This is a genomic window from Frigoribacterium sp. PhB107 (genome assembly GCF_003751515.1).
In the GTDB taxonomy this organism is placed as follows: Bacteria; Actinomycetota; Actinomycetes; order Actinomycetales; family Microbacteriaceae; genus Frigoribacterium.
Window position 1 is genome coordinate 30526 of sequence record NZ_RJKU01000002.1, and the last position, 26968, is coordinate 57493.

At 71.1% G+C, this 26968-nt stretch carries 25 protein-coding genes and 3 tRNA genes; 13 read left to right on the forward strand and 15 right to left on the reverse strand.

The genetic code is table 11. From position 1 onward, the window contains the following. Positions 1–68: 68 nt before the first annotated feature. From gyrB to EDF18_RS08235, 5 genes are all read left to right on the forward strand, one after another. Positions 69–2042, forward strand: coding sequence for a DNA topoisomerase (ATP-hydrolyzing) subunit B (gene gyrB, locus EDF18_RS08215; RefSeq protein WP_123547404.1), 1974 nt, complete (start codon positions 69–71; stop codon positions 2040–2042). 76 nt (positions 2043–2118) lie between these two features. Next, positions 2119–4776, forward strand: coding sequence for a DNA gyrase subunit A (gene gyrA, locus EDF18_RS08220; protein WP_123547405.1), 2658 nt, complete (start codon positions 2119–2121; stop codon positions 4774–4776). Further along, positions 4769–5176 carry a DUF3566 domain-containing protein gene (locus EDF18_RS08225; protein WP_123547406.1) on the forward strand — a complete coding sequence of 136 codons (408 nt, stop codon included), beginning with the start codon at positions 4769–4771 and terminating at the stop codon, positions 5174–5176. Before gyrA ends, EDF18_RS08225 begins: the two co-directional genes overlap by 8 nt. Positions 5177–5247: 71 nt before the next feature. After that, positions 5248–5321, forward strand: a tRNA-Ile gene (locus tag EDF18_RS08230). Positions 5322–5358: 37 nt separating this feature from the next. Then, positions 5359–5431, forward strand: a tRNA-Ala gene (locus EDF18_RS08235). Between the two features lie 333 nt (positions 5432–5764). On the opposite strand, the gene EDF18_RS08240 is transcribed toward EDF18_RS08235, so the two are convergent. Continuing rightward, the gene (locus EDF18_RS08240; RefSeq protein WP_123547407.1) at positions 5765–6310 is read right to left on the reverse strand and encodes a hypothetical protein; all 546 of its coding nucleotides are present in this window, start codon (positions 6308–6310) and stop codon (positions 5765–5767) included. Between the two features lie 138 nt (positions 6311–6448). On the opposite strand from EDF18_RS08240, the gene EDF18_RS08245 reads away from it, so the two are divergent. Together EDF18_RS08245 and EDF18_RS08250 are read left to right on the forward strand one after the other, a co-directional pair. Next, positions 6449–6988: a peptidylprolyl isomerase gene (locus EDF18_RS08245; protein WP_123547408.1), complete on the forward strand. Its 540-nt coding sequence runs from the start codon at positions 6449–6451 to the stop codon at positions 6986–6988. Positions 6989–7162: 174 nt separating this feature from the next. Continuing rightward, positions 7163–7834 (forward strand): rhomboid family intramembrane serine protease, encoded by a 672-nt coding sequence (locus EDF18_RS08250; protein WP_233569070.1) that lies wholly within the window; start codon positions 7163–7165, stop codon positions 7832–7834. Between the two features lie 204 nt (positions 7835–8038). On the opposite strand, the gene EDF18_RS08255 is transcribed toward EDF18_RS08250, so the two are convergent. Further along, positions 8039–8302: a cell division protein CrgA gene (locus EDF18_RS08255; RefSeq protein WP_123547410.1), complete on the reverse strand. Its 264-nt coding sequence runs from the start codon at positions 8300–8302 to the stop codon at positions 8039–8041. A 114-nt stretch (positions 8303–8416) separates the two neighbouring features. On the opposite strand from EDF18_RS08255, the gene EDF18_RS08260 reads away from it, so the two are divergent. The 3 genes from EDF18_RS08260 to EDF18_RS08265 are packed head-to-tail and all read left to right on the forward strand — an operon-like array spanning position 8417 to position 9989. After that, positions 8417–9190: a class E sortase gene (locus tag EDF18_RS08260; protein WP_123547411.1), complete on the forward strand. Its 774-nt coding sequence runs from the start codon at positions 8417–8419 to the stop codon at positions 9188–9190. 2 nt (positions 9191–9192) lie between these two features. Further along, entirely contained in the window at positions 9193–9354 is a 162-nt protein-coding gene (locus EDF18_RS16465; protein ID WP_166644836.1) for a hypothetical protein, read from the forward strand. After that, positions 9351–9989 (forward strand): aminodeoxychorismate/anthranilate synthase component II, encoded by a 639-nt coding sequence (locus EDF18_RS08265; RefSeq protein WP_123547412.1) that lies wholly within the window; start codon positions 9351–9353, stop codon positions 9987–9989. The genes EDF18_RS16465 and EDF18_RS08265 overlap by 4 nt, the downstream gene beginning before the upstream one ends. A 56-nt stretch (positions 9990–10045) precedes the next feature. Here EDF18_RS08265 and pknB read toward each other — a convergent pair whose 3' ends face one another. From pknB to EDF18_RS08300, 7 genes are all read right to left on the reverse strand, one after another. Then, positions 10046–11755: a Stk1 family PASTA domain-containing Ser/Thr kinase gene (pknB, locus tag EDF18_RS08270; RefSeq protein WP_123547413.1), complete on the reverse strand. Its 1710-nt coding sequence runs from the start codon at positions 11753–11755 to the stop codon at positions 10046–10048. A 204-nt stretch (positions 11756–11959) separates the two neighbouring features. Further along, a complete protein-coding gene (locus EDF18_RS08275) occupies positions 11960–13744 on the reverse strand; it encodes a serine/threonine-protein kinase (protein ID WP_123547414.1) in 1785 nt (594 codons plus the stop codon). Further along, positions 13741–15213 carry a penicillin-binding protein 2 gene (locus EDF18_RS08280; protein WP_123547415.1) on the reverse strand — a complete coding sequence of 491 codons (1473 nt, stop codon included), beginning with the start codon at positions 15211–15213 and terminating at the stop codon, positions 13741–13743. The genes EDF18_RS08275 and EDF18_RS08280 overlap by 4 nt, the downstream gene beginning before the upstream one ends. Continuing rightward, entirely contained in the window at positions 15213–16706 is a 1494-nt protein-coding gene (locus EDF18_RS08285; protein ID WP_123547416.1) for an FtsW/RodA/SpoVE family cell cycle protein, read from the reverse strand. Before EDF18_RS08285 ends, EDF18_RS08280 begins: the two co-directional genes overlap by 1 nt. After that, positions 16690–17934 (reverse strand): PP2C family serine/threonine-protein phosphatase, encoded by a 1245-nt coding sequence (locus EDF18_RS08290; protein ID WP_123547417.1) that lies wholly within the window; start codon positions 17932–17934, stop codon positions 16690–16692. The genes EDF18_RS08285 and EDF18_RS08290 overlap by 17 nt, the downstream gene beginning before the upstream one ends. A 7-nt stretch (positions 17935–17941) precedes the next feature. Beyond that, a complete protein-coding gene (locus EDF18_RS08295; protein ID WP_369878222.1) occupies positions 17942–18475 on the reverse strand; it encodes an FHA domain-containing protein in 534 nt (177 codons plus the stop codon). Further along, the gene (locus EDF18_RS08300; protein WP_123547418.1) at positions 18472–19185 is read right to left on the reverse strand and encodes a DUF3662 and FHA domain-containing protein; all 714 of its coding nucleotides are present in this window, start codon (positions 19183–19185) and stop codon (positions 18472–18474) included. The genes EDF18_RS08295 and EDF18_RS08300 overlap by 4 nt, the downstream gene beginning before the upstream one ends. 109 nt (positions 19186–19294) lie before the next feature. On the opposite strand from EDF18_RS08300, the gene EDF18_RS08305 reads away from it, so the two are divergent. After that, positions 19295–19378, forward strand: a tRNA-Leu gene (locus tag EDF18_RS08305). Positions 19379–19539: 161 nt separating this feature from the next. On the opposite strand, the gene EDF18_RS08310 is transcribed toward EDF18_RS08305, so the two are convergent. After that, entirely contained in the window at positions 19540–20223 is a 684-nt protein-coding gene (locus EDF18_RS08310) for an SOS response-associated peptidase (protein ID WP_123547419.1), read from the reverse strand. A 142-nt stretch (positions 20224–20365) separates the two neighbouring features. On the opposite strand from EDF18_RS08310, the gene EDF18_RS08315 reads away from it, so the two are divergent. After that, positions 20366–20902: a universal stress protein gene (locus EDF18_RS08315; protein ID WP_158614653.1), complete on the forward strand. Its 537-nt coding sequence runs from the start codon at positions 20366–20368 to the stop codon at positions 20900–20902. 37 nt (positions 20903–20939) lie between these two features. Here EDF18_RS08315 and EDF18_RS08320 read toward each other — a convergent pair whose 3' ends face one another. Next, on the reverse strand, positions 20940–21854 hold the full coding sequence (locus EDF18_RS08320) for a cation diffusion facilitator family transporter (RefSeq protein ID WP_123547421.1): 915 nt from the start codon (positions 21852–21854) through the stop codon (positions 20940–20942). Between the two features lie 176 nt (positions 21855–22030). On the opposite strand from EDF18_RS08320, the gene EDF18_RS08325 reads away from it, so the two are divergent. Then, positions 22031–22918, forward strand: a complete 888-nt coding sequence (locus tag EDF18_RS08325) for an NAD(P)H-binding protein (protein WP_123547422.1) — start codon at positions 22031–22033, stop codon at positions 22916–22918. 29 nt (positions 22919–22947) lie between these two features. On the opposite strand, the gene EDF18_RS08330 is transcribed toward EDF18_RS08325, so the two are convergent. The 4 genes from EDF18_RS08330 to EDF18_RS08345 are packed head-to-tail and all read right to left on the reverse strand — an operon-like array spanning position 22948 to position 26926. Beyond that, positions 22948–24225 carry a CynX/NimT family MFS transporter gene (locus tag EDF18_RS08330; RefSeq protein ID WP_123547423.1) on the reverse strand — a complete coding sequence of 426 codons (1278 nt, stop codon included), beginning with the start codon at positions 24223–24225 and terminating at the stop codon, positions 22948–22950. Next, positions 24222–24911, reverse strand: a complete 690-nt coding sequence (locus tag EDF18_RS08335) for an HAD hydrolase-like protein (RefSeq protein WP_123547424.1) — start codon at positions 24909–24911, stop codon at positions 24222–24224. The genes EDF18_RS08330 and EDF18_RS08335 overlap by 4 nt, the downstream gene beginning before the upstream one ends. Positions 24912–24959: 48 nt before the next feature. Beyond that, positions 24960–25655 (reverse strand): endonuclease NucS, encoded by a 696-nt coding sequence (gene nucS, locus EDF18_RS08340; protein ID WP_123547425.1) that lies wholly within the window; start codon positions 25653–25655, stop codon positions 24960–24962. 35 nt (positions 25656–25690) lie between these two features. Next, positions 25691–26926, reverse strand: a complete 1236-nt coding sequence (locus EDF18_RS08345) for an MFS transporter (protein ID WP_123547426.1) — start codon at positions 26924–26926, stop codon at positions 25691–25693. Positions 26927–26968: the final 42 nt, after the last annotated feature.

Here is a 26968-nt window from a genome sequence, read left to right on the forward strand (position 1 = left end):
GAGCCGTCCTCAGCGAGGTCGCGGCCGGGCGACGACCCTCGTCCCAGACGCCAGGAGCCCCCGCGAACATGACACCGAACCCCGCCGACGCCCAGCCCGACGACTCCTACGGCGCCAGCGCGATCCAGGTGCTCGAGGGTCTGGAGGCGGTGCGCAAGCGACCGGGCATGTACATCGGCTCGACGGGCCCGCGTGGTCTGCACCACCTGGTCTACGAGATCGTCGACAACTCGGTCGACGAGGCCCTGGCCGGCTGGTGCGACCACATCGAGATCACCATGCGCGAAGACGGCGGCGTCCGCGTCGTCGACAACGGCCGGGGAATCCCCGTCGACGTCCACCCCGTCGAGGGCCGGTCGACCGTCGAGGTCGTCCTCACGGTCCTGCACGCCGGCGGCAAGTTCGGCGGCGGCGGCTACGCGGTCTCCGGCGGCCTGCACGGCGTCGGCAGCTCGGTCGTGAACGCGCTCTCGAGCGAGCTCGACGTCGAGGTCCGTCGACAGGGCAACGTCTACCGCCAGAGCTTCACCGACGGCGTCCCCGTCGCGCCGCTCGCCAAGGGCGAGGAGGACGACACCACCGGCACGACGATCACCTTCTGGCCCAACGCCGAGATCTTCGAGACGGTCGAGTTCGACTACGAGACGCTCCGCACCCGGTTCCAGCAGATGGCGTTCCTCAACAAGGGCCTGCGGATCGAGCTCAGCGACGAGCGCCCGCAGCCCGACGACGCCGAGCCCCGTCACGACGTCTTCCACTACGAGAAGGGCCTGGTCGACTACGTCCAGTACCTGAACGCGGTCAAGAAGGTCGAGACGGTGCACGACGACATCCTCGCCTTCGAGCAGGAGGACACCGAGAAGAAGATCTCGCTCGAGGTCGCGATGCAGTGGAACACCTCGTACCAGGAGAGCGTCCACACCTACGCCAACACGATCAACACCCACGAGGGCGGCACCCACGAAGAGGGCTTCCGGGCGGCCCTCACGACGCTCATCAACCGGTACGCGCGCGAGAAGAACCTGCTCAAGGAGAAGGACGACAACCTCACGGGCGACGACGTCCGCGAGGGCCTGACGGCCGTCATCTCGATCAAGCTCGGCGAGCCGCAGTTCGAGGGCCAGACCAAGACCAAGCTCGGCAACACCGAGGCGAAGTCGTTCGTGCAGAAGGTCACCTTCGACCAGATCACCGACTGGTTCGACCGCAACCCCAAGCAGGCCGCCGAGATCGTCCGCAAGGGCATCCTGGCCGGGCAGGCGCGCATGGCCGCCCGCAAGGCGCGCGAGCAGACGCGGCGCAAGGGCGTGCTCGAGTCGAACGGCATGCCCGGCAAGCTCAAGGACTGCCAGAGCAAAGATCCTTCGCGCAGCGAGATCTTCATCGTCGAGGGCGACTCGGCGGGCGGCTCGGCCGTCCAGGGCCGCAACCCCGAGACGCAGGCGATCCTGCCCCTCCGCGGCAAGATCCTCAACGTCGAGAAGGCGCGGCTCGACCGCGCACTCGGCAACAACGAGGTCCAGGCGATGATCAAGGCGTTCGGCGCCGACATCGGCGAGGACTTCGACCCCGACAAGGCCAGGTACCACAAGATCGTGCTGATGGCCGACGCCGACGTCGACGGCCAGCACATCACGACCCTGCTGCTGACGCTGCTGTTCCGCTACATGCGTCCGCTGATCGACCTCGGCTACGTCTACCTCGCGCAGCCGCCGCTCTACAAGCTCAAGTGGAGCAACGCCGCGCACGAGTACGTCTACAGCGACGCCGAGCGCGACGCCGTCCTCGTCTCGGGCAAGGCCGCCGGCAAGCGGATCCCCAAGGAGAACGCGATCCAGCGCTACAAGGGCCTCGGCGAGATGGACTACAAGGAGCTGTGGGAGACCACCATGGACCCCGACACGCGCACCCTCTTGCAGGTGACCCTGGAGGACGCCGCGGCGGCTGACACGATCTTCGACACGCTCATGGGCGAGAACGTCGAGTCGCGACGCAACTTCATCCAGCAGAACGCCAAAGACGTCCGCTTCCTCGACATCTGACGCGTGCGCCGGCTGAGCCGGAGCACGCCCGCGCCCCGCGGAGGACACCGGGGCAGACCACGACAGACGGAGAATCATGGCCGACGAGCCGAACGACACCCCCGAGGGCACCACCGCGTTCCCCGCGGCGATCAAGCGCGACAGCATCGAGCAGGTCGACCTGCAGCTCGAGATGCAGCGCTCGTACCTCGACTACGCGATGAGCGTCATCGTCGGCCGTGCGCTGCCCGAGGTGCGCGACGGCCTCAAGCCCGTCCACCGTCGCGTGATCTACGCGATGTACGACGGCGGCTACCGTCCCGACCGCGCGTTCTCGAAGTGCTCGCGCGTCGTCGGCGACGTGATGGGCCAGTTCCACCCGCACGGCGACACGGCGATCTACGACGCGCTCGTCCGGCTGGTCCAGCCGTGGAGCCTCCGCTACCCGCTCGCGCTCGGCCAGGGCAACTTCGGCTCGCCCGGCAACGACGGAGCCGCCGCCCCCCGGTACACCGAGACGAAGATGGCCCCGCTCGCGCTCGAGATGGTCCGCGACATCGACGAGGACACCGTCGACTTCCAGGACAACTACGACGGCCGCACGCAGGAGCCGGCCATCCTGCCGGCACGCTTCCCGAACCTCCTCGTCAACGGCTCGGTCGGCATCGCCGTCGGCATGGCGACGAACATCCCGCCGCACAACCTCCGCGAGGTCGCCGAGGGCGCGCAGTGGTCGCTCGCCCACCCCGAGGCCTCCCGCGAGGAGCTGCTCGAGGCGCTGATGGAGCGCATCAAGGGGCCTGACTTCCCCACCGGCGCGCAGATCCTGGGCGTCCGCGGCATCCAGGACGCCTACCGCACGGGTCGTGGCTCGATCACCATGCGGGCCGTCGTCAACGTCGAGGAGATCCAGGGCCGCACCTGCCTCGTCGTCACCGAGCTGCCCTACCAGGTCAACCCCGACAACCTCGCGATCAAGATCGCCGAGCTCGTCAAGGACGGCCGCATCGGCGGCATCGCCGACATCCGCGACGAGACCTCGGGCCGTACCGGCCAGCGTCTCGTCATCGTCCTGAAGCGCGACGCCGTCGCGAAGGTCGTCCTCAACAACCTGTACAAGCACACGTCCCTCCAGGAGAACTTCGGCGCCAACATGCTGGCCATCGTCGACGGCGTGCCCCGCACGCTGGCGCTCGACGGCTTCATCTCCGCCTGGGTGGCGCACCAGATCGACGTCATCGTCCGGCGCACCCAGTTCCGCCTGCGCAAGGCCGAGGCGGACGCCCACATCCTCCGCGGCTACCTCAAGGCGCTCGACGCCCTCGACGAGGTCATCGCGCTCATCCGCCGCTCGCCCACGGTCGAGGAGGCGCGCGCCGGCCTCATGGACCTGCTGGACGTCGACGAGGTCCAGGCCTCCGCGATCCTCAACCTCCAGCTGCGCCGCCTGGCCGCCCTCGAGCGCCAGAAGATCCAGGACGACGCGGACAAGCTCGAGCGCGAGATCGCCGACTACAAGGACATCCTCGCCAAGCCCGAGCGCCAGCGCACGATCGTCAGCGACGAGCTGCGCGAGATCACCGACAAGTTCGGCGACGACCGGCGCACCGAGATCATGCTCGGCTTCGACGGCGACATGAGCGTCGAGGACCTGATCCCCGAGGAGGAGATGGTCGTCACCATCACCCGCGGCGGCTACGTGAAGCGCACCCGCAGCGACAACTACCGCAGCCAGCACCGCGGCGGCAAGGGCGTCCGCGGCGCGCAGCTGCGGGCCGACGACGTCGTCGACCACTTCTTCGTGACGACGACGCACCACTGGCTGCTCTTCCTCACCGACAAGGGACGCGTCTACCGGGCCAAGACCTACGAGCTGCAGGAGGCGGGACGCGACGCCAAGGGACAGCACGTCGCGAACCTCCTCGCCATGCAGCCGGACGAGTCGATCTCGCAGGTGCTCGACATCCGCGACTACGAGGTCGCCCAGTACCTCGTGCTCGCGACCCGCGACGGCCTCATCAAGAAGACGGCCCTGACCGAGTACGACACGAACCGCACCGGCGGCATCATCGCCATCAACCTCCGCGACGACGACGAGCTCGTCTCGGCGCTGCTCGTCGACGAGAGCGACGACCTGCTGCTCGTCTCGCGCCACGGCATGTCGCTGCGCTTCACGGCCACCAACGACTCGCTGCGCCCGATGGGCCGCTCCACGTCCGGCGTGAAGGGGATGACCTTCCGCGAGGGCGACACGCTGCTCTCCGCCTCCGTGGCCGACGACACGGGCTACGTCTTCGTCGTGACCGAGGGCGGCTACGCCAAGCGCACCGGCGCGGACCAGTACCGCGTGCAGAACCGCGGCGGACTCGGCATCAAGGTCGCCAAGCTCGCCGAGGCCCGGGGCGACCTGGCCGGCGCCCTGATCGTCGGCGACGACGACGAGGTGCTCGTCGTGCTCTCGAGCGGCAAGGTGGTACGTTCTGCCGTGGCCGAGGTACCGGCGAAGGGACGTGACACCATGGGTGTCGTCTTCGCGCGGTTCGCCGCCGACGACCGCATCATCGCACTGGCGCGCAACACCGAGCGCAACCTCGTGGCACCGTCCGACGAGGCCGTCATCGACGCCGTCGGCGACAACGACGCCGTGCCCGCAGTCAGTCCCGGAGACGTGATCGACGCCGTCGAGCCCGTCACGGAGACACTCGCGGACACGGCCGACGACAGCAGCACCGGAGAGGAACCGACCAATGAGTAGCGTCGCCGAGAAGCTTCAGCGCAAGACCGCGCGCCCGTCCGGCACCAAGCAGGTGCGCCTGAAGCTCGTCTACATCGACTTCTGGTCCGTCGTGAAGCTGTCGTTCCTGATCGCTGTCGCGCTGGGGATCGTCACCGTCGTGGCGACGTTCCTGATCTGGCTGATCCTCAACCAGACGGGCATCTTCAACGACCTCGACCAGGTGCTGCGCGACATCCTGGGCGACCAGAACTTCACCATCCAGGACAGCTTCAACGTCGGGCAGGTCATGCTGTTCTCGATCGTCGTGGCCGTGCTGAACGTCGTGGTCGGCACCGTGCTCGGCGCCGTCGTCGCCGTGCTCTACAACCTGAGCGTCCGGGTCACCGGCGGCCTGCTGGTCGGCTTCACGAACAACTGATCCGGGTCGGATCGGCCCCCACGGCCGATTCGTCATCTCCGTCGTGGTGCTGTAGGCTTTACGACGGTCCGGGGGCTATAGCTCAGGCGGTTAGAGCGCTTCGCTGATAACGAAGAGGTCACAGGTTCAAGTCCTGTTAGCCCCACTCCCGAAGGTCCTCCTACGGGTTCACCCGGTGCCTCGGGGCCTTAGCTCAGTTGGTAGAGCGCCTGCTTTGCAAGCAGGATGTCAGGAGTTCGATTCTCCTAGGCTCCACGAAAAATCAGGCCTTTCCCTGCTCGCCCACGTCGTGGGTTCGCGGGGATTTTTCGTTCGTGTTCGTCTGGCTGCGCCGCCGCTCCTGCGGCGCAGCGTGTCGGCTCCGCCGACCCAGATGGCACCGCCGCCCGCGGAGCGGGCGACGTCGCTTCGCTCGTCGCCGGTCGCAACATCGCTTCGCTCGTTGCGGGGGCGACGTCGCTTCGCTCGTCGCCGGTCGCAACATCGCTTCGCTCGTTGCGGGGCAGGGGTGTGCGGGGGGTGCACGGAGGGCCCGGCTCCGGGGGGGGAGACGGGCCCTGCGGGGTGGTGCGGGTGGGGACTGAGTGACTAGGCCTTCGTGTCGGCGTCGTCGTCGGCGACCCAGAGCTCGTCGTCGGCACGGAGCGTCTGCACAGCAGCGAAGACGAGGCCGCCGAGCGCCACGACGCCGAGGCCGATCAGCAGCACGCCGCCGACGCCGGGGCCCGACTTCTTCTTGCTGGGCGCGTACTTCGCGGCCTGCGAGGCGAACTTGCCGCCCTGCTTCTTGGCCTTCTTGACGGCCTTCTTGACCTTGGGGTCGTTGACGAGGTCGAGACCGCCGAAGTAGGAGGAGAGGGCCGGGTAGACGTCGTGCTTCAGACGGTCCTGCGCGACGGTCGCGGCGTGGCTGCCGGCAGACAGGCCCTGCGAGACGGCCGGGCGGACGTTCTGGTCGACGGCGTGCTTGATGCGCGGCGTCACGTTCTTGTTGGCGTAGCGGACTCCGTGGTCGCGGGCGTCGCCGATGACCTTGCCTGCGTGGCTCACGACCTCGCGCTGCTCGGACCACACGTCGAACGCGTGCTTCTTGAACTTCTTCAGTTCTTTCTTCTGCTTGCGTGACAGGGCCACAGTGTTCCTCCAACGACTAGTAGGCAACGGCTCGGTTCGATGCTGGCCTCCCAGTCTGGCACGAGGCTTCCTGGCAGGTAACACCGTGCTCGCTGGGCACCCGCTGATGTGCTGAGGGCCCTGTGGGAGAATGGCTTCATGTCTACGCACACCGCTGTCGCCACCATCAAGACCAACCACGGCACCATCACCGTGAACCTCTTCGGCGACCACGCACCCAAGACCGTCGCCAACTTCACCGGGCTCGCCACCGGCACCATCGAGTGGACCCACCCCTCCACGGGCAAGGTCAGCACCGACCGGCTCTACGACGGCGTCGTCTTCCACCGCATCATCAAGGACTTCATGCTCCAGGGCGGCGACCCGCTCGGCCAGGGCATCGGCGGCCCCGGCTACCAGTTCGACGACGAGATCCACCCCGAGCTGAACTTCGGCGAGCCCTACGTCCTCGCCATGGCGAACGCCGGCAAGCAGGGCGGTCGCGGCACCAACGGCTCGCAGTTCTTCATCACCACCGTCGCCACGCCGTGGCTGCAGGGCAAGCACACCATCTTCGGCGTCGTCGCCGACGACGAGTCCAAGAAGGTCGTCGACGCCATCGAGGCCGTCCCCACCGACGCGCGCGACAAGCCCCTCGAGGACGTCGTGATCGAGAGCGTCACCATCGACGAGGTCTAGGTGACACAGGTCCCCGCCGACGCAGCGAACTACTGCTACCGGCACCCCGACAGGCAGAGCTTCGTGCTCTGCCAGCGGTGCGGTCGCACCGTCTGCGGCCAGTGCCAGACCCCGGCCGCGGTGGGCGTTCACTGCCCGGAGTGCGTTCGCGAGGCCCAGGCCTCCGCTCCGCGTGTGCAGCCTCGTGTCCTGGGCGGCATCCGCAGCGCCTCCCGTGGCGGGGCCCCGGTCGTCACGTACGGCCTGATCGGCGTCAGCCTCGTCGTGTACCTGGCGCAGGTGCTCACGGGCGGCGTGGTCAGCTCGGCGTTCTCGTACTACGCGCCGATCGCGCTCGTCGAGCCGTGGCGCATCGTCACGTCGATGTTCACCCACGGCAGCGTGCTGCACATCCTCTTCAACATGTACGCGCTGTACATCTTCGGAGCACAGCTCGAACGGACGTTGGGCAGGGCCCGCTACGCGGCGCTCTACTTCATCAGCGGGCTGGGCGGCGCGGCCGCGGTGACGCTCCTGTCGCCGACCACCCCGGTGGTGGGCGCGTCCGGGGCGATCTTCGGCCTCATGGCGGGCTTCTTCGTGATCGCGCGCAGCCTGGGCGGCTCGAACGGCGTCCAGCTGCTCGTCCTGCTGGGCATCAACCTCGCCATCGGCTTCGTCTCCCCGAACATCTCGTGGCAGGCGCACGTCGGCGGGCTCGTCGTGGGCGCCCTCGTGTCGTTCCTCTACACGAAGACCCGCCACCGCTCGAAGGCCGGCCTGCAGACGGCGGGGCTCGTCGCGATCGGCGCGGTCTGCCTGCTGATCGTCCTCGGGCGCTCGGCGATGTACCTCGGCTACCTCTGACCCGGCCCCCGGGTGCCTCCGACGCGAGGCGAGGAGAACGAAGGAGGCGGCACCCACCTGGGTGCCGCCTCCTTCGTCGTCGGACTGGTCCGATCTCAGCGAGCGGGGTTCTCCACCGACTTATCCACAGGACTGTCCACAGTGGGGATAGTTACAGCCGTGTAAGTGCGAACGCCTGTTCGAGAGGGACGGGGTCCCGAGTGCCTAGCGCCAGCGGGTGGTCATGAGGAACCCGATGAACATGATCCCGAAGCCGATCAAGATGTTCCACGAGCCAAGCGAGCCGATGGGCAGGGCGCTCTGGCTCACGTAGAAGACGACGATCCAGGCCAGGCCGATCAGCATGAAGCCGAACATGACCGGCTTGAACCACACCGGGTTCGGGGCGTCGGCCGCGGGGCGCGCCTCGGCGGAGCGGTCCGCGCGGGCGCGGGCGGGCTTCGAGGTGGGGTTCTTGTCTGCAGCCATGGCGCACATCCTAGCGTGGCGGCCCTGACGGGCCCCTCGGCCGTGCGGGACCTCGTCCACAGGGTGCGGCGTGCAGCCCCCGACACCCCAGGCGCCGCGGTTAGGATCGACCCCATGACCGTCGACGCGCGCATCGCCCCCGCCGACGGCCGTCGTCCCCGGCGACGGCGCCGCCCCGTGTCGTTCGTCGGCGTGCTCGGCGAGCTCCTCATCACCGCCGGCGTCCTGGTGCTGCTCTTCATCGCGTGGCAGCAGTGGTTCAACGACCTGGTCGTGGCGGGCGAGCACCGGGACCAGGCCTCGCAGCTGTCGCAGCAGCTCGAGCGCCAGGCGCAGGAGGCGCCTCCCGCCACCGCGGACGAGGCCGGCGACCCCCCGGTCACCGCCGCCCCCGCCGAGGCGGAGACCTTCGCGAACCTCTACGTGCCGCGTTTCGGCGCCGACTACGCCGTGCCGATCGCGGGCGGCACGAGCACGGTCCGCACCCTGAACAAGATCGGCATCGGGCACTACGACGACACGCAGATGCCCGGCGAGGTCGGCAACTTCGGGATCGCCGCGCACCGGACGACCTACGGCGCCCCGTTCAACAAGGTCGCCGACCTGCGACCGGGCGACGAGCTCTACGTCCAGACGGCCGACGGCTGGTACACCTACACCTTCCGCAACCTCCAGTACGTGCAGGCGACCCAGGTCTCGGTGCTCCAGCCCGTGCCCGACGCGCCTGACGTCTCCGCCGCCTCCGGGGAGCGCCTCATCACCCTCACCAGCTGCAACCCCATGTTCACCGCCCAGGAGCGCATCGTCGCCTACGGCGTCTTCGACTCGTGGCAGCCGCTCTCGGACGGCCCGCCCGCCGCCCTGGCCGCGGCCGGGATCGGGGGCTGACCGTGTACGGCGCCCTCTGGCGCGTGCTCCCGGGCCCCTGGTGGCTGCGGCTCCTGTTGCTGCTCGTGCTCCTCGCCGCCGTCCTGTTCGTCCTGGTCGAGTGGGTCTTCCCGCTCGTGAACGAGCTCGTCCCCGCCCCCGACGTCACCGTGGAGGAACAATGACGCGCATCTTGGTCGTCGACAACTACGACAGCTTCGTCTACACGCTGAACGGCTACCTGCAGCAGCTCGGGGCCGAGACCGACGTCGTGCGCAACGACGCCTTCGGCCGCGACGAGATCGCCGGTCGCATCGCCGAGTACGACGCCGTCCTGCTCTCGCCCGGCCCGGGCACGCCGGCGGCGGCGGGCGTCTCGGTCGACGTCGTGCACGCCGCCCTCGCCGTCGACAAGCCGCTGCTCGGCGTCTGCCTCGGCCACCAGGCCATCGCCGAGGCACTCGGCGCCACCGTCACGCACGCGGAGGAGCTGATGCACGGCAAGACGTCGCGCGTCGAGCACGACGACAGCGCCTTCTACGCCGACGTGCCGCAGCCCTTCACGGCCACCCGGTACCACTCGCTGGCCGTCGTCGACGAGACGGTGCCGGGCGACCTCGAGGTCACGTCCCGCACCTCCGGCGGGGTGATCATGGGCCTGCAGCACCGTTCCGCGCCGCTCTACGGCGTGCAGTTCCACCCGGAGTCGGTGCTCACCCAGGGCGGCTACCAGATGATCGGCAACTGGCTCGGCGTCGCCGGCCTGCCGGAGGCGGCGGTCACCGCTCGCTCGCTGAGCCCACTGGTCGACCTGAGCTGACGTCGGCCCCCTCGGCCGCGTCGGCGTCGGGGCGCGTGGGCGTCAGCAGCCGCGGGTCAACCTGCGCTGCACACGCCGAGCGTGATCTCGGAACCCTGCGGCTGGTCTCCCGGCGGGAGGGACTGGTTGGACACGCTGCCACCGGAGCAGCCGGGGTCGACGTACGACTTGACCGTCAGGCCGAGCTGGTCGCCGAGGACCGCGACGGCCTGCTCGAACGACTGGCGGGTCACGTCGGGCACGTTCACCTTGCCGTTGCTGACGACGAGGTCGACCGTGCTGCCGACGTCGACCTGGGTGCCAGCCGCCGGCGTCGACTCGAGCACGCCGTTCTCGGGGACGTCGGGCGAGTAGTCGGAGACCTGCTGCCCCTGGACGAGCCCGGCCGCGGTGATCGTGGCCCAGGCTGCGTCGAGCTGTTGGCCGTCGACGCCGGGCATCGCGACCTGGACGGGCCCCGAGGACACGGTGACGGCCACGGCGGAGTTCTTGAGCACGGCCGTGCCGGCCTCCGGGTCGGTGGAGATGACGAGGCCCTCGTCGACGGTGTCGCTCGCGGCGTCGGTGCGCGTCACCGTGAGGTCGAGGTCGCCCAGCTGGGCGGCGACGTCGTCGTAGGTGCTGCCGGCGACGACGGGGATGGTCGAGGTCTGGGCGTTGTCGATCTGGGGCGGCTGGAGGTTCACCACCCAGAACACCACGGCCACGATCACGATGCCGACGAGCACGATGCCCGCCCAGATCCAGGCGACCGGGGGTCGGGTCTGCGTCCGTTGCGGTCGGTCGTTGTCGTCGGAGGAGAGTTCCTTGAGCGCGGCCTCGCTGCCGACCCGGCTGTGCGGGTCGACGCCGAAGAGCGTCGAGCCGGCCTCGGGCGCGGCCCGGCGTCGCTCGGGCGCACGACCCTCGCCGGCAGCGTGGACGTCGGCTCGGAAGTCGGCGGCCGTCTGGAAGCGCTCGAAGCGGTCCTTCGCGAGGGCACGGAGCACCACGGCGTCCAGGGCCGGGGAGACCGCGGGCGCCACCGTGCTCGGGGGCACGGGCGCTTCGCTGACGTGCTGGTAGGCGACCGCCACGGGGGAGTCGCCACGGAACGGCGCGCGGCCGGTGAGGAGCTCGAAGAGCAGGACGCCGGTCGAGTAGAGGTCGGAGCGGGCGTCGACCGTCTCGCCCCGTGCCTGCTCGGGGCTGAAGTACTGGGCCGTGCCGAGGATGGTCGTCGTCTGCGCGACGGTCGCGGAGGAGTCGGAGATGGCTCGGGCGATGCCGAAGTCCATGACCTTGACCTGGCCGGAGTGCGTGATCATGACGTTGCCGGGCTTGATGTCGCGGTGCACGACGCCCGCCCGGTGCGAGTACTCGAGGGCGGTCAGGATGCCCTCGGTGATGCGGACGGCCTCAGTCGGGTCCATCGGGCCCTCGCGGACGACGTCCTTGAGGAGCCGCCCCTCGACGTACTCCATGACGATGAAGGGGACCTGCACCTCGTGGCCGCTGCGGTCCCGCGTCGACTCCTCGCCGGCGTCGAAGACGCGGACGATGGTGGGGTGCGCCATGCGGGCCGCGGCCTGCGCCTCCTGGCGGAAGCGGGTGCGGAACGCGGGGTCGGTGGCGAGCGACGGCTTCATCAGCTTGATCGCCACACGGCGGCCGAGCCGCGCGTCGGTCCCGACGTGGACGTCGGCCATCCCGCCCCGGCCGATCAGCTCGCCGATCTGGTACCGGTTGGCGAGGAGGTGGATGCCCTCTCTCACGCCTTCAGCCACGCGCCAGTCTCCCCTCTGGGACCCCGCTGCCTGCGCGACCCTTCCGAACCGCACCCAGTGTATCCGGGCCTCGACCCCCGGACGGGGCCGCCGCCTACGCCAGAGGGATGATTGTCAGCGCTTCGTGACACCCCGGGACGCGACGGAGGCCGCGACCGTCCGGGACGGTCGCGACCTCCGGGGCCGGGACGACGGACCCTCGCGCTACCCGTCCTCGCCGTTGCTGGGGCTCGGGCTGGGGCTCATGGCGGGAGCCGTCACGGTGACCGTGACGCCGGCCGACGGAGCCGAGCTCAGCTGGCCGCACACCGCGACGTACTGGACGGTCATGTTGCCGGGCGTCGCCGACTTCACGGACACGCTCGTGACGTTCGTGCCGAGCTGTCCGCTGGTCTGACCGGCGGTGTCCGTGCCGCCCGTGACCGAGTACGTGTACCCGGTCAGCGTGTAGCCCACGGGGCAGTTGCCGTACGCCTGCCACGAGATGGTGACCTGCTCCTGGCCGTCGCCGCTGACCTGGGGCGCGGAGGCGGTCGGCGCCGTGGGCTGCGGGGGCGTCGGCGCGGCACGGTAGATGTACATCGTCACCGAGGCGCCGATGGGCACGTTGCCGCTGCGGTCGAGGCCCGCGACGGTGCCGACCGCGGCCTCGTCGGGCGCCTGCGTGGTCGCGTCGACCGAGAGGACGTCGAGGCCCAGGTCGGCGAGTCGGCTGCGGGCGTCGTCCTCGGCGAGGCCGACGTAGGCGCTCTCGTCGACGGCGACCGTCGTCGGGCTCGGCTCCGGCTCCGGCGTCGTGGTCGACGGGGACGGCGCGGGGGCCGAAGACGACGGGGTGGTCGGGGCCGGCGCCGGGTCGTCCGAGTTCACCGCGAACGCGACGAGGGCAGCGACACCGACCAGGACGATGACGCCCAGCACGATGAGGGGCCAGAACCACGGGCTGCGCGGCTTCTTCTCGTCGTCCAGCTCGTCGCCCTCGCCGCGCTGGGCCTCGGGGTCGGCGGAGCCGGGCGTCCAGGCGGCGGCGCCCGGCTGCTGGCGCGTGCTGCCGGTGGGGTCGTAGAGCTGGGTGGTGGCGTCCTGGGCGCTGAAGGCCTGGGTCGCGGCGTCGCCCGCCCCGGCGGCGGCCATGCCGATCATCGGGACCGCCACGGTGGCGGCGGCCACGTCGCCTCGACGCAGGGCCCGGGCAGCCTGGGCGAGCGCCGAGGCGCTGGCGGGGCGGTCGGCCGGCTTCTTGGCGATGCAGGAGAGCACCAGGCGACGCACGGGCTCGGACACCGTCGAGGGCAGGTCCGGCGGCTGCTCGTTGATCTGCGCCATCGCGATGGCGACCTGCGACTCGCCCGTGAACGGACGCCGGCCGGCCAGCGCCTCGTACGCCACGATGCCGAGCGAGTAGATGTCGGTGCTCGGCGACGCGGGGTGCCCGCTCGCCTGCTCGGGCGACAGGTACTGCACCGTGCCCATGACCTGGCCGGTGGCGGTGAGCGGCACCTGGTCGGCGATGCGGGCGATGCCGAAGTCGGTGATCTTGACGCGGCCGTCGGGCGTCACGAGCAGGTTGCCCGGCTTGATGTCGCGGTGCACGAGGCCTGCGGCGTGGGCCGCCTGCAGGGCGGAGGCGGTCTGCGCGACGATGTCGAGCACCTTGTCGGTGGGCAGCACCCGGTCGCGCTCGAGCACGGTCGACATGGCCTCGCCGGGGACGAGCTCCATCACGAGGTAGGCGCTGCCCTCCTCCTCGCCGTAGTCGAAGACGTTCGCGATGCCCTCGTGGTTGACGAGGGCGGCGTGCCGCGCCTCGGCGCGGAAGCGCTCGAGGAACCCGGGGTCGCCGAGGTACTCGTCCTTGAGGATCTTGATCGCGACCGTGCGGCCGATGACCAGGTCCGTGGCTTCCCAGACCTCGCCCATGCCGCCGATGGCGACGCGGGTCGACAACTGGTATCGCCCACCGAAGGTGATTCCGCCGGAAGGTCTCATTTGTTCAGCACCGCCTCTAGTACTTTCTTCGCGATTGGTGACGCGACACTGTTCCCGAACGCGGACTGTCCGAGTCCGCCGCCGTTCTCGACGACAACCGAGATGGCCACTTCTGGGTCCGCCGCCGGCGCGAAGCCGGTGAACCACAACGTGTAGGGGTCGCCCGGGCCGTTCTCGGCCGTTCCCGTCTTGCCCGCGACGTCGACACCAGCGATTCTCGCACCGCTGGCGGCGCCGTCCGCGACGTCCTGCACCATCATGTCGGTCATCGTCTGAGCCGTCGCCGTGCTGACCGGCTTCCCGTACTCGCTGGGCGAGAAGTCCTCCACAGGGCTGAGGTCCGGGTTCAAGACGCTCTCGATCAGCGTCGGGTCCATGAGCGTGCCGCCGTTGGCGATCGCCGACGAGACCATGGCCATCTGAAGGGGGGTGACCCGGTCCGAGCCCTGGCCGAACGACTGCAGCATGAGGGTGGCGTCGTCGATCGGCTCTCCGTCGCGCTCGACCGGGAAGCGGCTCGGCGTGACGGCCTGGGGGATGTCGATCGAGTCGTCGCCGAAGCCGAACGCCGCGGCCTGGTCGGCCATGGCGTCGGCGCCGAGCGCCTGCCCGAGCTGGGCCATGGGGATGTTGCACGACAGGCGGAGGGCGGTGGCGATGGTGGCCGTCTCGCCGCCTCCGCAGCTGCCGCCCTCGGCGTTGTTGATGCTGAAGGTGGAGCCGGGCAGCTGCAGGGTCGCCGGGTTCGGGAACTCGCTGTCGGGGGTGTAGTCGCCGCTCTCGAGGGCCGCGGCGACCGTGACCAGCTTGAAGGTCGAGCCCGGCGCGTAGAGATCGCCCTGGATGGCGCGGTTCTGCAGCGGGTCGGACGGGTCGGCGACGAGGGCGTCGTACGAGCTCTTGACCGCCGCGGGGTCGTGCGACGCGAGCGGGTTCGGGTCGTAGCTCTGCTTCGACACCATGGCGAGGATCTTGCCCGTCGCCGGGTCCATCGCGACGACCGAGCCGGAGTTGTCGCCGAGGGCGTCGTACGCCGCCTGCTGCACCGCGGGGTCGAGCGTGAGGTTCACCGTGGCGCCCTCCGGGTCCTGGCCGGTGAGCAGGGAGTTGATCTGGTCGAAGAACTGCGAGTTGGCGTTGCCCGTCAGCTGCTGGTTCATGGCGTCCTCGACGCCGCGCGAGCCCTGGCCGAGCGTGTAGTAGCCCGTCACGGGGGCGTAGAGCTCGGGCTGCGGGTAGGTCCGCTGGAACTCGTAGACGTCGTCGACGGGCACCGACTGCGCCACGGGCTGGCCGCCCACGAGGATCGGGCCGCGCTGGGCCGAGTAGCTCGCGAGCAGGGACCGGTAGTTGCGCCCGTCGGCGCGCAGCGTGTCGGCCTGGATCGTCGTGATGTACGAGCTCGAGATGAAGAGCGCCACGAACATGGCGAGCACCACGAAGCTCACGCGCTTGAGTTCTTTGTTCATCAGCCGATCACCAGCCTCGGTTGGTCGCGGACGGAGTCGGACAGCCGCAGCAGGAGCGCCACGATGATCCAGTTCGCCACGAGGGAGGAGCCGCCCGCGGCCATGAAGGGGGCCGTCAGCCCGGTCAGGGGGATCACCCGGGTGACGCCGCCCATGACGACGAACACCTGCAGGGCGATGACGAAGGCGATGCCGACGCCGAGCATCCGCCCGAAGTCGTCCTGGCCGACGAAGCCGATGCGGAAGCCACGGGAGACGAGCAGCAGGTAGAGCGCCAGGATCGCGAAGATCCCGGCCAGGCCGAGTTCCTCGCCGAGCGAGGCGAAGATGTAGTCGCTCTCGGCGAGGGGCGTCGTCTGCGGACGGCCCTGGCCGAGCCCGGTGCCGACGAGGCCGCCGTTCGCGAAGCCGAACAGGCCCGTCACGAGCTGGAACGAGCCGCCGTCGGCCGTGTACTCGGCAGGGTCGAACGGGTTGAGCCAGGCCCGGAAGCGCCCCTGGACGTACCCGAGGAACGTGCTGGCGACGATGGCGCCCCCGAGGAACATCGTGAGGCCCAGCACGATCCAGCTGCCGCGGCCCGTGCCGATGTAGATCATGACCAGGAACAGGCCGAAGTACAGCAGCGAGGTGCCGAGGTCACGCTGGAAGATCAGCACGCCCATGGCGACGACCCAGACGATGAGGATCGGCCCGAGATCGCGGGCACGCGGGAACCGCATGCCGAGGATCTTGGGCCCCATCAGCGAGAGGTTGTCGCGGGCGGTCACCAGGTACCCCGCGAAGAAGATCGCGAGCGTGATCTTCGCGATCTCGCCCGGCTGGAACGAGAACGGGCCGATGTCGATCCAGACGCGCGCGTTCAGCCCCTCACGGCCGAGGCCGGGGACCAGGGGCAGCAGGAGCAGCGCGATGGACACGGCCATCGCGATGTAGCGGTACCGCGAGAGCACCCGGTAGTTGCGCACCACGATCAGCGCGACGAGCGCGATCGTCATCGCCATGACCGTCCACGCGATCTGCTTGATGCCGAAGGCGGCCCAGCCCTCGCGCCCGTAGGCGAGGTCGATGCGGTAGATCATCGAGATGCCGATGCCGTTGAGCGTCAGCGCGATCGGCAGGAGGAACGGGTCGGCCTCGCGGGCGACGACCCGGAGCACGAGGTGGAAGATCAGCCCGAGGCCGAGCACGGCGGAGCCGGCCACCAGCACGGAGGCGTCGATCGCCCCGGTCGCGCCGAGCTGAACGAGGACGATGGCCCCGGCGCAGATGCCGGCCGCGACGATCAGCAGCAGCAGCTCCAGGTTCCGCAGCTTCGCGGGCTGGCGCAGCCGCAGCGTGATCGCCTGCGTCAGGTTCTGGGCCTGCCCGGGGTCACGAGGCGAGGCGCCGGAGGAGCGGGCGGGTCCACGGGACGCCCCCGCGCCTCCTGCGGGACGGCCGATCAGCTCGGTGGAGGCCTCGTCGGACCGCTGGTCATCGAGCGACGGCATCGGCCAGCCTCTCGACGATGGCGCGGGCGTCGCCCAGCGAGTCCGCGTTGATCGTGTCCTCGACGGTCTGCTGCGTGTAGTTCGGCAGGTCGTCCACCCGGACGTCGGTGACCTCGTGCACCTCGCTCAGCGTGATCGGCCCGAGCGTCTGCTGGACGCCTTTGTAGATCACGACCGTGCCGTTCCGCTCGCCGACGTAGTAGTGGTCCTGCGTCCACTGGTAGGCGAGGAACAGGCCGGCGACGAGGGCGCCGACGGCGACGACCAGCGCCACCAGCCAGGTGACGCGGCGACGGCGACGCCGACGTCTGTCTTCTGCGATGAGCTCGGCGAGGTACTCGTCGGACTCGGGCTCGAAGTGGCTGTCCTCCGGGGTCGAGGCGACCTTGAGGGGGTGCAGCAGGATCGTCGGCAGGCGCAGCGACTTGCGACCGGCCTCGCCCTCGAACGTCAGCGGAGCCGAGGCCGAGCCGACCGTGACCGGGGGCTCGACGGACGAGTCGCCGGTGTCGTCGACGTCGACGACCACGACCGTCACGTTGTCGGGGGCGCCGTGGTCGAGGGTCTCCTTGACGAGGCGGCGCGTGGTCTGGTCGGCGTCGAGGCCGGCGGCGAGGGCCTTCTTGATGCGGTCCTCGGCGAGGTAGCTGCTCAGTCCGTCGGAGCAGATCAGCCAGCGGTCGCCCGGCTGGGTGCCGATGATGGCCGTGTCGATCTCGGGGGCCGCGTCGACGTCGCCGAGGACGCGCATCAGGACGCTCCTGCGGGGGTGGACCGCCGCCTCCTCGGCCGTGATCCGGCCGCTGTCGACGAGCCGCTGGACGAAGGTGTGGTCGGCGGTGATCTGGCTCAGCTCGCCGTCGCGCCACAGGTAGATGCGGGAGTCGCCGATGTGGGCGATCGTCATGCTGTCGCCGACGCGGAGCAGCGCGCTCACGGTCGTGCCCATGCCGGTGAGCTCCTGGTGCTCGAAGACCGTCTCTGCGAGCAGCTGGTTGGCGGCGATCAGGGACGACTGCAGCGCGAATTCCGCGTCGCCCGGAGACGTGTACTGCTTGTCGGTCTCGCGGATGCGGCGGATGGCGATGGCCGAGGCGACGTCGCCGCCGGCGTGGCCGCCCATGCCGTCCGCGACCACGAACAGCTGCTGACCGGCGTAGCCGCTGTCCTGGTTGTTGGACCGGATCTTGCCCACGTTGGACAGGGCGGCACTCTTGGGCGTCGTCATCGGGCGGCTACCGTCGCAGCTCGAAGCTCGTCTGCCCGATCGTCACCGTGGCGCCCGTCGGCACCGGAGTGGGGACGGTGACGCGCTCGTCCGCGAGGAACGTCCCGTTCGTGCTGTCCAGGTCCTGCACGACCCAACGTCCGTTCCAGAGCATCAGCCGGGCGTGGTGCGTCGAGGTGTAGTCGTCGCGGATCACCAGGTTGCTCTCCTGCGACCGACCGATCGTGAGGGGTCCGTCGCCGAGCGGCATCTCGAGTCCCGCCTTGGCGCCCTTCGTGATGACGAGGCGCGTCGCGGCGCCGTCGGACGACGGGGAGACGGGCGGGCGCTGCTGCGCGGGCGCCGGCGTGGACACGGGCCGGGGCGCAGGAGGCGCGGCGGCGGCCGACGAGGCTCGTCCCGGCTGCTGGTCGGTCGGCATCTTGCGCGCCCGCTGCCCGAAGAGGTCGGACCGCAGGGCGAAGACGACGGCGAAGACGAAGAGCCACAGCACGGCCAGGAAGGCGAAGCGCAGGGCGAAGAGGGTCAGCTCACTGGTCACCAGGATCCCCCTCGGACGTCGGGCCCGTCGAAGGGGTCGGGCGTCGATGACTGGGGGAGCACCCGGAACACGATACGCGTACGACCGATCTCGATGACCGAGTCGGGCTGCAGGGCGGCCTTGGAGAGCGGTGCGCCGTTGAGCTTCGAGCCGTTCGTGGAGCCCAGGTCGCGGGCCTGCGCGCGCTGGCCGTCCCAGAGGATCTCGACGTGCTTGCGGCTCGTGCCCGTGTCCTGCACGGTGATGTCCGCGTCGCTGCCGCGGCCGATGACGGTGCGCTGGCCGGTGATGGCGTGGCGCGTGCCGTCGACGTCGACGAACGGGCGCCACTTCACGTCGCCTTGGACGTTACGCGAGTCGACGGCGAGGATGCCGACGCTCAGCGCCTCGTCCTCCCTGAGCTGGACCCGGAGCGGACCGGCGAACTGGTAGCCCTGCGCCGTCGCGTGACGCTGCGTGAGCTGCGTGAGCTCGTCGATCAGGGCGGGACCCACGGAGGCCATCGCCTCGTGGTCGGCCGGGGAGAGCCGGACCAGGAGCTCGTTCGGCACGAGGATGCGGTCACGGGAGACCACGGCCGCCTTCGTGTCGAGCTCGCGCCGCAGCGCGCTCGTGATCTCGAGGGGCTGCACGCTCGAACGGAACGTCTTGGCGAAGGCGCCGTTCACGGCGCGCTCCAGCCCGCGTTCGAAGTTGTCGAGCAGTCCCATGGGTCTCCAGGTTCGGGGGTCGCTGGTCGCCCGATCTTAGCCGGACGGCGTGGACGGCCCCCGCAGGTGCTCTGACGGGGCGCTCGGACATGATAATGTTCTCGAGTTCGCGCGAGTGGCGGAATTGGCAGACGCGCTGGCTTCAGGTGCCAGTGCTCGAAAGGGCGTGGGGGTTCAAGTCCCCCCTCGCGCACGCGAACGAAAAGGCCCTCCTCTGGAGGGCCTTTTTCATTCGCTGTGCCTTCTGTCGCGCCGCTGCCCCTGCGGCGCAACGCCGCGAAAGCCCTCCTGTCGGGGGGCCTTTCCTGTTCAGCGTGTCTTCCGTTGCGCCGCCGCCCCTGCGGCGCTGGGGGGTCAGGCGAGCGGGGCGATCAGGCGGGGGCCGGTGTTGCGCACCGAGCCGACGTCGCGCGTGACCTCGTGGTGCACGAGGTCGTGGGCCACCTCGAAGGAGGCGCGGTCGAGCAGCGCGAGCAGCTCGCCCGTGTCGAGGTGGTCGCCCAGCCAGTCGTCGTAGGCGTCGGGCGTGAGGCAGGACGGCATCCGGTCGTGGACCTCGCCGGGCGCGACGTGGGCGTCGCGGGTGATGATCGACATCGAGAGCACCCACCGCGTCGGGTCGTCCTCGTCCGCGGCGGGGTCGGGCCAGGCGCTCATCACCCCGGCCATGGCGAGGCCGGCGTCCGGCTGGTGCACGAAGTGCGGCTGCTTGCCCGTCTCGGTGACGACCCACTCGTAGTAGCCGAGGGCCGGCACGATGCAGCGTGCCTGCGCGAACGGCCGTCGGAACATCCCGCTCGTCGCTACCGTCTCGACGCGGGCGTTGATCGGCTGGGGCCGCTTCTTCAGGTCCGGGTACCACGGCGGCGTCAGTCCCCAGCGTGCCTGGGCGAGCTCGCGCTCGCCGTGTCGCGTGCGCACGACGGGCACCGTCGTGGTCGGGGCGACGTTGAAGTCGTCCGGCAGGGTCCCGAGACCGGCGAGCAGGTCGGGCATCAGGTCCGACGTGGCCTTCGCGATGACGTAGCGGCCGCACATGGCCCCAGTCTGCTCTCGTCGCGGCGCGGGCGGAAGGGCTCGTGCACCGGGCCGTCCGACGGTTCCCCTCGGGGCATCCCGCGTGGTTCACTGTGGCCACGCGCGGCGGCGCCGCCGCTCGGGAACAGGAGAGGTGGTCGCCGTGGCTCGCTCAGGAGAGGTCGCCGACGCGGCGGAGGAGCTGCACGGCTGGGTGGTCGTGGGCGTCGTCCCCGCCACCGCCGAGGCCGTCGTCGCCCGGGCCGCGGAGTTCGCCCGCCGGTTCGGCACCGGGCTCGCCTGCGTGGCTGTCGAGCCCGACCGGATGGCCTTCGCGGAGAGCATCGACGGGACCGTGCTCTCGTACCCGATCGCGCCGGAGGACTGGGCCGACGAGATCACGTTCGAGCCGGAGCTGCGCGAGCGCCTGCTCACGGTGCTGGTCGACCACGCCGGACCGGTGGCGTTCGTCGCTCTGACCGGCGACCCCGCGACGGGCCTCGCGTCGTTCGCGGGCACGGTCGACGCGCCGATGATCGTGGTGGGCAGCCGGGAGGCAGGGCTCCGGGGGAGCCTGCGCGAGTTCTTCGCCGGCTCCGTGGCGCTGCACCTCAGCCACCGGCAGACGCGACCCGTGGTCGTCGTGCCGCTCGCGCCCGTGTCGCGCGCCCAGGCGCTGCCGTGGGAGGACGAGCTGTAGCGGCGCCTCCTCGGCTCGCTGCCCCGTTGCCGGACGGTCAGGCGTGCGTGGTGCGCTCGTGCTCGGCGTGGTCGGCCGGCTCGAGCTGGAACGTCGCGTGCTCGACCTCGAAGTGCGACGCGAGGCACCTGTCGAGGGCGTCGAGGGTCGCGTCGACGCGCATGTCGCAGAACACGTCGCGCTCGACGACGACGTGCGCGGAGAAGACGGTCGCGCCGCTGGTGATCTGCCAGGCGTGCACGTCGTGGGCGGAGACCACCCCGGGCGTGTCGGTGATGTGCGCGCGCACGGCCGCGAGGTCGATGTCGCCCGGCGCCGAGCCGAAGAGCACGCGCACGGCCTCGCGCAGCAGCGACCACGCCCGCGGCACGATCATGGCCGCGATGATCAGCGAGCTCACCGAGTCGGCCTGGGCGAAGCCCGTCGTCAGCACGACGACCGAGGCGACGACGACCGCCGCCGACCCGAGCAGGTCGCCGAGCACCTCGAGGTAGGCGCCGCGCATGTTGATCGAGTGGGAGGCACCGCCGCGCAGCACGAGGAGCGCCACGACGTTGGTCGCCCCGCCCACGAGGCCGACGACGAGCATCGGCAGGCCCAGCACCTCGAGGTGGCTCGGGTCGAGGAGCCGCGACACGGCGGCGACGGCCACCGAGAGCGAGACGGCGACGAGCACGAGGCCGTTGATCAACGCCGCGAAGACCTCGGCGCGTCGGTAGCCGTAGGTCTGACGGCCGCTCGCGGGGCGGGCGGCGACGATCGTCGCCAGCAGGGCGATCACGAGGCCGGCGAGGTCGGAGGCCATGTGCCCGGAGTCGGCGAGCAGCGCGAGCGAGCCGGAGAGGGCCGCACCGACGAGCTGGGCGACGAGGCCCAGGGCGACGACGCCGATCGCGAGGCGCAGGCGACGGCCGTCGGCGGCCATGTGGCCGTGCGCGTGGTCGTGGCCCATGCGTCGCTCCTCACGTCACCCGGTCGGCCCGCCGGGTGCTGGCCGTCGTCGACCCTACCGGCGGCGACCGACGCTCGACAGGTGTGCGGGCCAGTCGATGACGAGGATCGTTCCCGACTGTGCACCGGCGGCCCGGGAGTGGGAACAGAGGGGCCGTCTCGGTCGTTGGCAGCGTCATGACCGACACCGGCGCCTCCTCCGTCCCCCGTCCATCCTCGTCGGGTCCGCTCGTCGGCGTGACCGGCTCGACCGGTGCCGTGGGCGGCCGGGTGGCGGCCGCGCTCGCCGAGGCCGGCGTCCGGCAGCGCCTGGTCGTCCGCGACGCCTCGAGGGCGCCGCGGCTGGAGGGCGCCGAGGTGGCGGAGGCGACCTACGGCGACCATGAGGCCTCCGTCGCGGCGCTGCGCGGCGTCGACGTCCTCTTCATGGTGTCGGCGGCCGAGGCGCCCGACCGGCGGGCCCAGCACCTCGACTTCGTCGCGGCGGCCGCCGAGGCCGGCGTGGGTCAGGTCGTCTACACGTCGTTCCAGGGCGCGGCCCCCGACGCCGTCTTCACCCTCGCCCGCGACCACTGGGCCACCGAGGAGGCGCTCCGCGCGTCGGGCATGCAGGTCACCCTGCTGCGCGACTCCTTCTACCTCGACGTGCTGCCCGAGTTCGCGGACGAGCAGGGCGTGCTCCGCGGGCCCGCCGGCTCGGGGCGCGTCGCCGCGGTCGCGCGGGCGGACGTCGCGGACGGGGTCGCGGCCGTGCTGCAGCAGCCCTCGGCGCACGCCGGCGCGACCTACGAGCTGACCGGCTCCGAGGCCGTCACGCTCGCGGAGGCGGCGGCCCGGCTGTCCGTCGTGCTCGGTCGGCCGTTCTCCTTCGTCGACGAGACGCTCGACGAGGCGTACGCCTCACGCGAGCGCTGGCAGCCCGAGCCGTGGCAGGCGGACGCGTGGGTCAGCACGTACACGTCGCTCGCGTCGGGCGAGGTGTCCCGCGTCACGACCGCCGTGCGCGACCTCACCGGCCACGACCCGCTCACGATCGAGACCCTCTTCGGGCTGCGCGGCGCCTGAGCCGCCGCGGGCGACGGGGACCCGCCGGCTCAGCGGACGCGTCGCGCCGACAGCACGCCGCTGATCCCGAGCACGAGCACCGACACGAAGATCCCGACCATCGGCAGTTCCCACCCGCCGGAGGCGTCGTGCAGGCCGCCGATCGCCAGCGGCCCGAGCGAGGCGATGGCGTAGCCGCCGCCCTGCACGAGGGCCGAGAGGCGGCGGGCGTCGTCGCCGGTCGTGGCCATCCGCACGATCACGATGAAGATGATCGTGATGCCGCCGCCCTGGGCCGCGCCGCCGAAGATCGACCAGATCAGCCAGTGCTCGGGCGCGAAGAAGAGGCCGAGCGGCATGGCCGTCCAGAGCACGCCGATCAGCGCGATGACCGCGGACGGGCGCCAGCGCAGGGCGAGCAGCGGGACGCCGATCGCCCCGACGACCGCCATGATCTGGAACACCGACGAGCTCGCGCCGGCGGCCTCGCGGGTCAGGCCGATCTCGTCGCCGAGCAGCGTGGGCATCCACGCGGTGAGCCCGTAGTAGGCGAAGGCCTGGCCGGCGAAGGCGAGCGTGAGGCCCCAGGTGGTCCAGCGGCGCAGCAGCGGCCGTCGCCGCGCCTCCGCGTCGGCCTCGTGGGCCGCGGTCTCGACCACGTCGATGCCGCCGGTCATGACGTCGGCCGAGGAGGCGCCTCCTGCGTCGACCGCCCCGCCCACGTCACGTGCCCCCACGCCGAGCGCGACCCGCGGACCGACCGCGACGGCCCACACGGCCACCGCCAGGACGGCGAGCAGCCCCCAGCCGACCAGCGCGGCCGGCCAGCCGACGACCGAGGCGATCGGCGCGGTCGCCAGCGACGTGATCATCGACCCGACGTTGAGCGCCGACGTGTAGATGCCCGTGACGAAGCCCGCTCGCTCGGGCGTGTAGTCGCGCCGGATGATGACCGGGAGCACGACGTTGCCCACGGTGATCGCGATGCCGATGACGATCGTGCCGACGTAGAGCCAGGACGAGGTGCCGAGGGCGCGCAGCACGGTGCCCAGCAGGACCCCGGCGAGGCCGATGCTGACGGCGCGCTCGGCGCCGACCTTGACGATCAGGCTCGAGGCGAGCGGGCTCGCGAGGGCGAAGCAGAGCACGGGGATGCTGGTCAGCAGCCCGGCGACGACGGCGGTGAGGCCGAGGTCGGCGCTCATCTGGCCGAGCACGGGCGCCGTGGCGACGATGGGGCCGCGCAGGTTGAGCGCGATGAGGACGATCGCGAGGGTGAGCAGCCAGGCGGCGGGCGAGCGGACCGCGGCCGAGCCGGCCTGCCTCACGCCGCGCCGCGCACGGGTGCCGTGACGAGCTCGACGCCGAGCAGATCGGCCACCTCGCGCACGTCGGAGGCGACGGCGACGGCACCGACGTGCTCGGCGGGCTCGCCGTAGCCCCAGGTCACGAGGATGGTCGGCACGTCGTGCTCGGCCGCGCCCTCGACGTCGTGGTGGCGGTCGCCGATCAGCACCGGACGCGAGACGTCGGCGCCGCGCTCGCGCAGGCGGCGGAGGGCCTCGGCGACGACGTCGGCCTTCGTGTTGCGGACCTCGTCGTCGGACGCCCCGGTGATCAGGTCGAGGTACTGCACGAGGTCGTGCGCCTCGAGGATCTTGGTGGCCGGCGTCTCGGGCTTCGAGGTGGCGGTCGACGTGGGCAGCCCCGCGGCGTGCACGCTGGCGAGCAGGTCGCGGACCCCGGGGAAGATCTCGCCCTCGAGCGCGCCGTTCGCGAGGTAGTGCGCGCGGTAGGTGCGCATCGCCTCCGCCAGTCGGTCGCCGGTCAGGCCGAGGCGCACCTCGAAGCTCTGCGGCAGGGGCGGGCCGACCCACGCCATCAGCTCGGACTGCTCGGGCACGGGCAGGCCGAGCGAGGCGATGGTGTGCGCGAGGCTGGCCGTGATCGCCGGCGCCGAGTCGGCGATGGTGCCGTCGAGGTCGAACAGGACGGCGGTGTAGGAGGGAGTCATCCCCTCCAGCTTAGGAGCGCCGCGGAGCTCCGGCCGCGGCCGGAGCCGCTAGAACAGACGCGAGTGCGAGTCGTCGAGCCCGCGCATCGCGTCGTAGTCGAGCAGCAGGGTGCGGATGCCGCGGTCGTGCGCGAGGGTGCGGGCCTGCGGCTTGATCTCCTGCGCCGCGAAGACGCCGGTGACGGGTGCCAGGTGCGGGTCGCGGTTCATCAGCTCGAGGTAGCGCGTCAGCTGCTCGACCCCGTCGATGTCGCCGCGGCGCTTGAGCTCGACGGCAACGGCGGCGCCCGAGGCGTCCCGGGCGAGGATGTCGACCGGCCCGATCGCGGTCATGTACTCGCGGCGGACGAGCACGTGCCCCTCGCCCAGCAGGTCGATCTGCTCGGCGAGCAGCTTCTGCAGGTCGGCCTCGACGCCGTCCTTCGTGAGCCCGGGGTCGACGCCCATCTCGTGGGACGAGTCGTGCAGCACCTCGTGGATCGACACGACGAGGATGTCGGCGGTCTTCGCCTGCGTGACCTTCCAGAGCTCGACGACCCCCGCCTCCTGCTGGTCGGCGTCGGGCTCGAGCACGGTCAGGGTGCACGGCGGGCTCATCCAGTTGAGCGGCTTGTAGCTGCCGCCGTCGGAGTGGACCAGCAGGCTGCCGTCGCTCTTGACCATGAGCAGGCGGGTGGCGAGGGGGAGGTGGGCGCTGAGCCGGCCGGCGTAGTCGACCGAGCAGCGGGCAATGACGAGACGCACCCGACGATCCTACGGTCCGGCCGGGCGGGGCCGCGTCAGCGGCGGGCGGTCTCGCGAGCAGCGCCCGAGGCGACGCCCGCGACGGCGATCAGGGCGAGCACGACCCAGAGGCCGTTCAGCAGACCGAGGCGCTCGCCGAGGAAGCCGATCAGGGGCGGCATCGCCAGGAACGCGACGTAGCCGATCGTGGCGACGGCGCTCACGCGTGCGGCGGCGACGCGCGGGTCGTCCGCCGCTGCGGACAGCCCGACGGGGAACCCGAGCGCCGAGCCGAGCCCCCACGCGACGACGCCGACGACGGCGAGCCACGGCGCGGGGGCGACGATGACGAGGGTGAGCCCGAGGACGGCGGCCACGGCCGACAGCCGCAGCATCACCACGCGTCCGAAGCGGTCGAGCAGCGGAGACCCCGCCACGCGGGCGACGGTCATCGCCGTGACGAAGACGAAGAACACGACGGCCCCGCCCGAGTTGCTGAGGCCGTGGCCGTCGACCATCGCGAGGGCGAGCCAGTCGTTCGCCGACCCCTCGGCCGTCGCCATCCCGAGCACGATCAGGCCGATCAGCACGGTGCCCGGCGTCGTCCAGACCGCCAGGCGCGAGCGCCACCCCGAGGAGGCGCCTGCTGGCTCGTCGTCCGAGGTCGCGTGCCCGAGGTCCTCCGACTGCATCTGCCGGGTCACCACGACGGCGACGCCGGCGAGCACGACGGCGAGGAGCGACACGTGCACGGCGACGGGGACGCCGGCGGCCTCCGCCGCCGCGCTGAGGAGCGCGCCGACCATCGTGCCGAGGCTGAAGGCGGCGTGGAACAGCGGCATGACCGTGCGGCCGAGCACCCGCTCGGCGGCGGCGCCCGAGACGTTCATCGCGACGTCGCACAGCCCGTTGCCGAGGCCGAAGACCGCGAGGCCGACCACGATGCCGAGGAACCCCGCGCCGAGGTCGACGCTGAGGCCTGCGGCGACGAGGCCCGCGGCCGCCGTGACGAGCGAGCCGAGCACGGCACGCCGGGCACCGACGGCCGCGATGACGTGGCTCGAGAGCGTGATGCCCACGATCGACCCGACGCTGAGCCCGGTGACGAGCAGCCCCATCTCGAGAGTGCTGGCGTCGAGCGCGTCGCGGACGGCGGGCACGCGGCCGAGCCAGGTCGCGATGCCCAGGCCGGACAGGCCGAAGACGACGAAGAGGGCGTTCCGCCAGGCGACCACCTGCCGACGGGTGAGCCCGCCGTCGTAGGTGCGCTGGTCGGCGGGGGCGGCGGTCATGGCTGTGTCACCTCGGACGTCGGTGTTCGAATCGATTCGATC

What these genes read in the sequence shown, in the direction of transcription:
- gyrB (WP_123547404.1), top strand. Translation starts at nt 69, where the DNA reads ATGACACCGAACCCCGCCGACGCCCAGCCCGACGACTCCTACGGCGCC.
- gyrA (WP_123547405.1), top strand. Translation starts at nt 2,119, where the DNA reads ATGGCCGACGAGCCGAACGACACCCCCGAGGGCACCACCGCGTTCCCC.
- EDF18_RS08225 (WP_123547406.1), top strand. Translation starts at nt 4,769, where the DNA reads ATGAGTAGCGTCGCCGAGAAGCTTCAGCGCAAGACCGCGCGCCCGTCC.
- EDF18_RS08245 (WP_123547408.1), top strand. Translation starts at nt 6,449, where the DNA reads ATGTCTACGCACACCGCTGTCGCCACCATCAAGACCAACCACGGCACC.
- EDF18_RS08255 (WP_123547410.1), bottom strand. Translation starts at nt 8,302, where the DNA reads ATGGCTGCAGACAAGAACCCCACCTCGAAGCCCGCCCGCGCCCGCGCG.
- EDF18_RS08260 (WP_123547411.1), top strand. Translation starts at nt 8,417, where the DNA reads ATGACCGTCGACGCGCGCATCGCCCCCGCCGACGGCCGTCGTCCCCGG.
- EDF18_RS08265 (WP_123547412.1), top strand. Translation starts at nt 9,351, where the DNA reads ATGACGCGCATCTTGGTCGTCGACAACTACGACAGCTTCGTCTACACG.
- EDF18_RS08275 (WP_123547414.1), bottom strand. Translation starts at nt 13,744, where the DNA reads ATGAGACCTTCCGGCGGAATCACCTTCGGTGGGCGATACCAGTTGTCG.
- EDF18_RS08280 (WP_123547415.1), bottom strand. Translation starts at nt 15,213, where the DNA reads ATGAACAAAGAACTCAAGCGCGTGAGCTTCGTGGTGCTCGCCATGTTC.
- EDF18_RS08285 (WP_123547416.1), bottom strand. Translation starts at nt 16,706, where the DNA reads ATGCCGTCGCTCGATGACCAGCGGTCCGACGAGGCCTCCACCGAGCTG.
- EDF18_RS08290 (WP_123547417.1), bottom strand. Translation starts at nt 17,934, where the DNA reads ATGACGACGCCCAAGAGTGCCGCCCTGTCCAACGTGGGCAAGATCCGG.
- EDF18_RS08300 (WP_123547418.1), bottom strand. Translation starts at nt 19,185, where the DNA reads ATGGGACTGCTCGACAACTTCGAACGCGGGCTGGAGCGCGCCGTGAAC.
- EDF18_RS08310 (WP_123547419.1), bottom strand. Translation starts at nt 20,223, where the DNA reads ATGTGCGGCCGCTACGTCATCGCGAAGGCCACGTCGGACCTGATGCCC.
- EDF18_RS08320 (WP_123547421.1), bottom strand. Translation starts at nt 21,854, where the DNA reads ATGGGCCACGACCACGCGCACGGCCACATGGCCGCCGACGGCCGTCGC.
- EDF18_RS08325 (WP_123547422.1), top strand. Translation starts at nt 22,031, where the DNA reads ATGACCGACACCGGCGCCTCCTCCGTCCCCCGTCCATCCTCGTCGGGT.
- EDF18_RS08335 (WP_123547424.1), bottom strand. Translation starts at nt 24,911, where the DNA reads ATGACTCCCTCCTACACCGCCGTCCTGTTCGACCTCGACGGCACCATC.
- EDF18_RS08345 (WP_123547426.1), bottom strand. Translation starts at nt 26,926, where the DNA reads ATGACCGCCGCCCCCGCCGACCAGCGCACCTACGACGGCGGGCTCACC.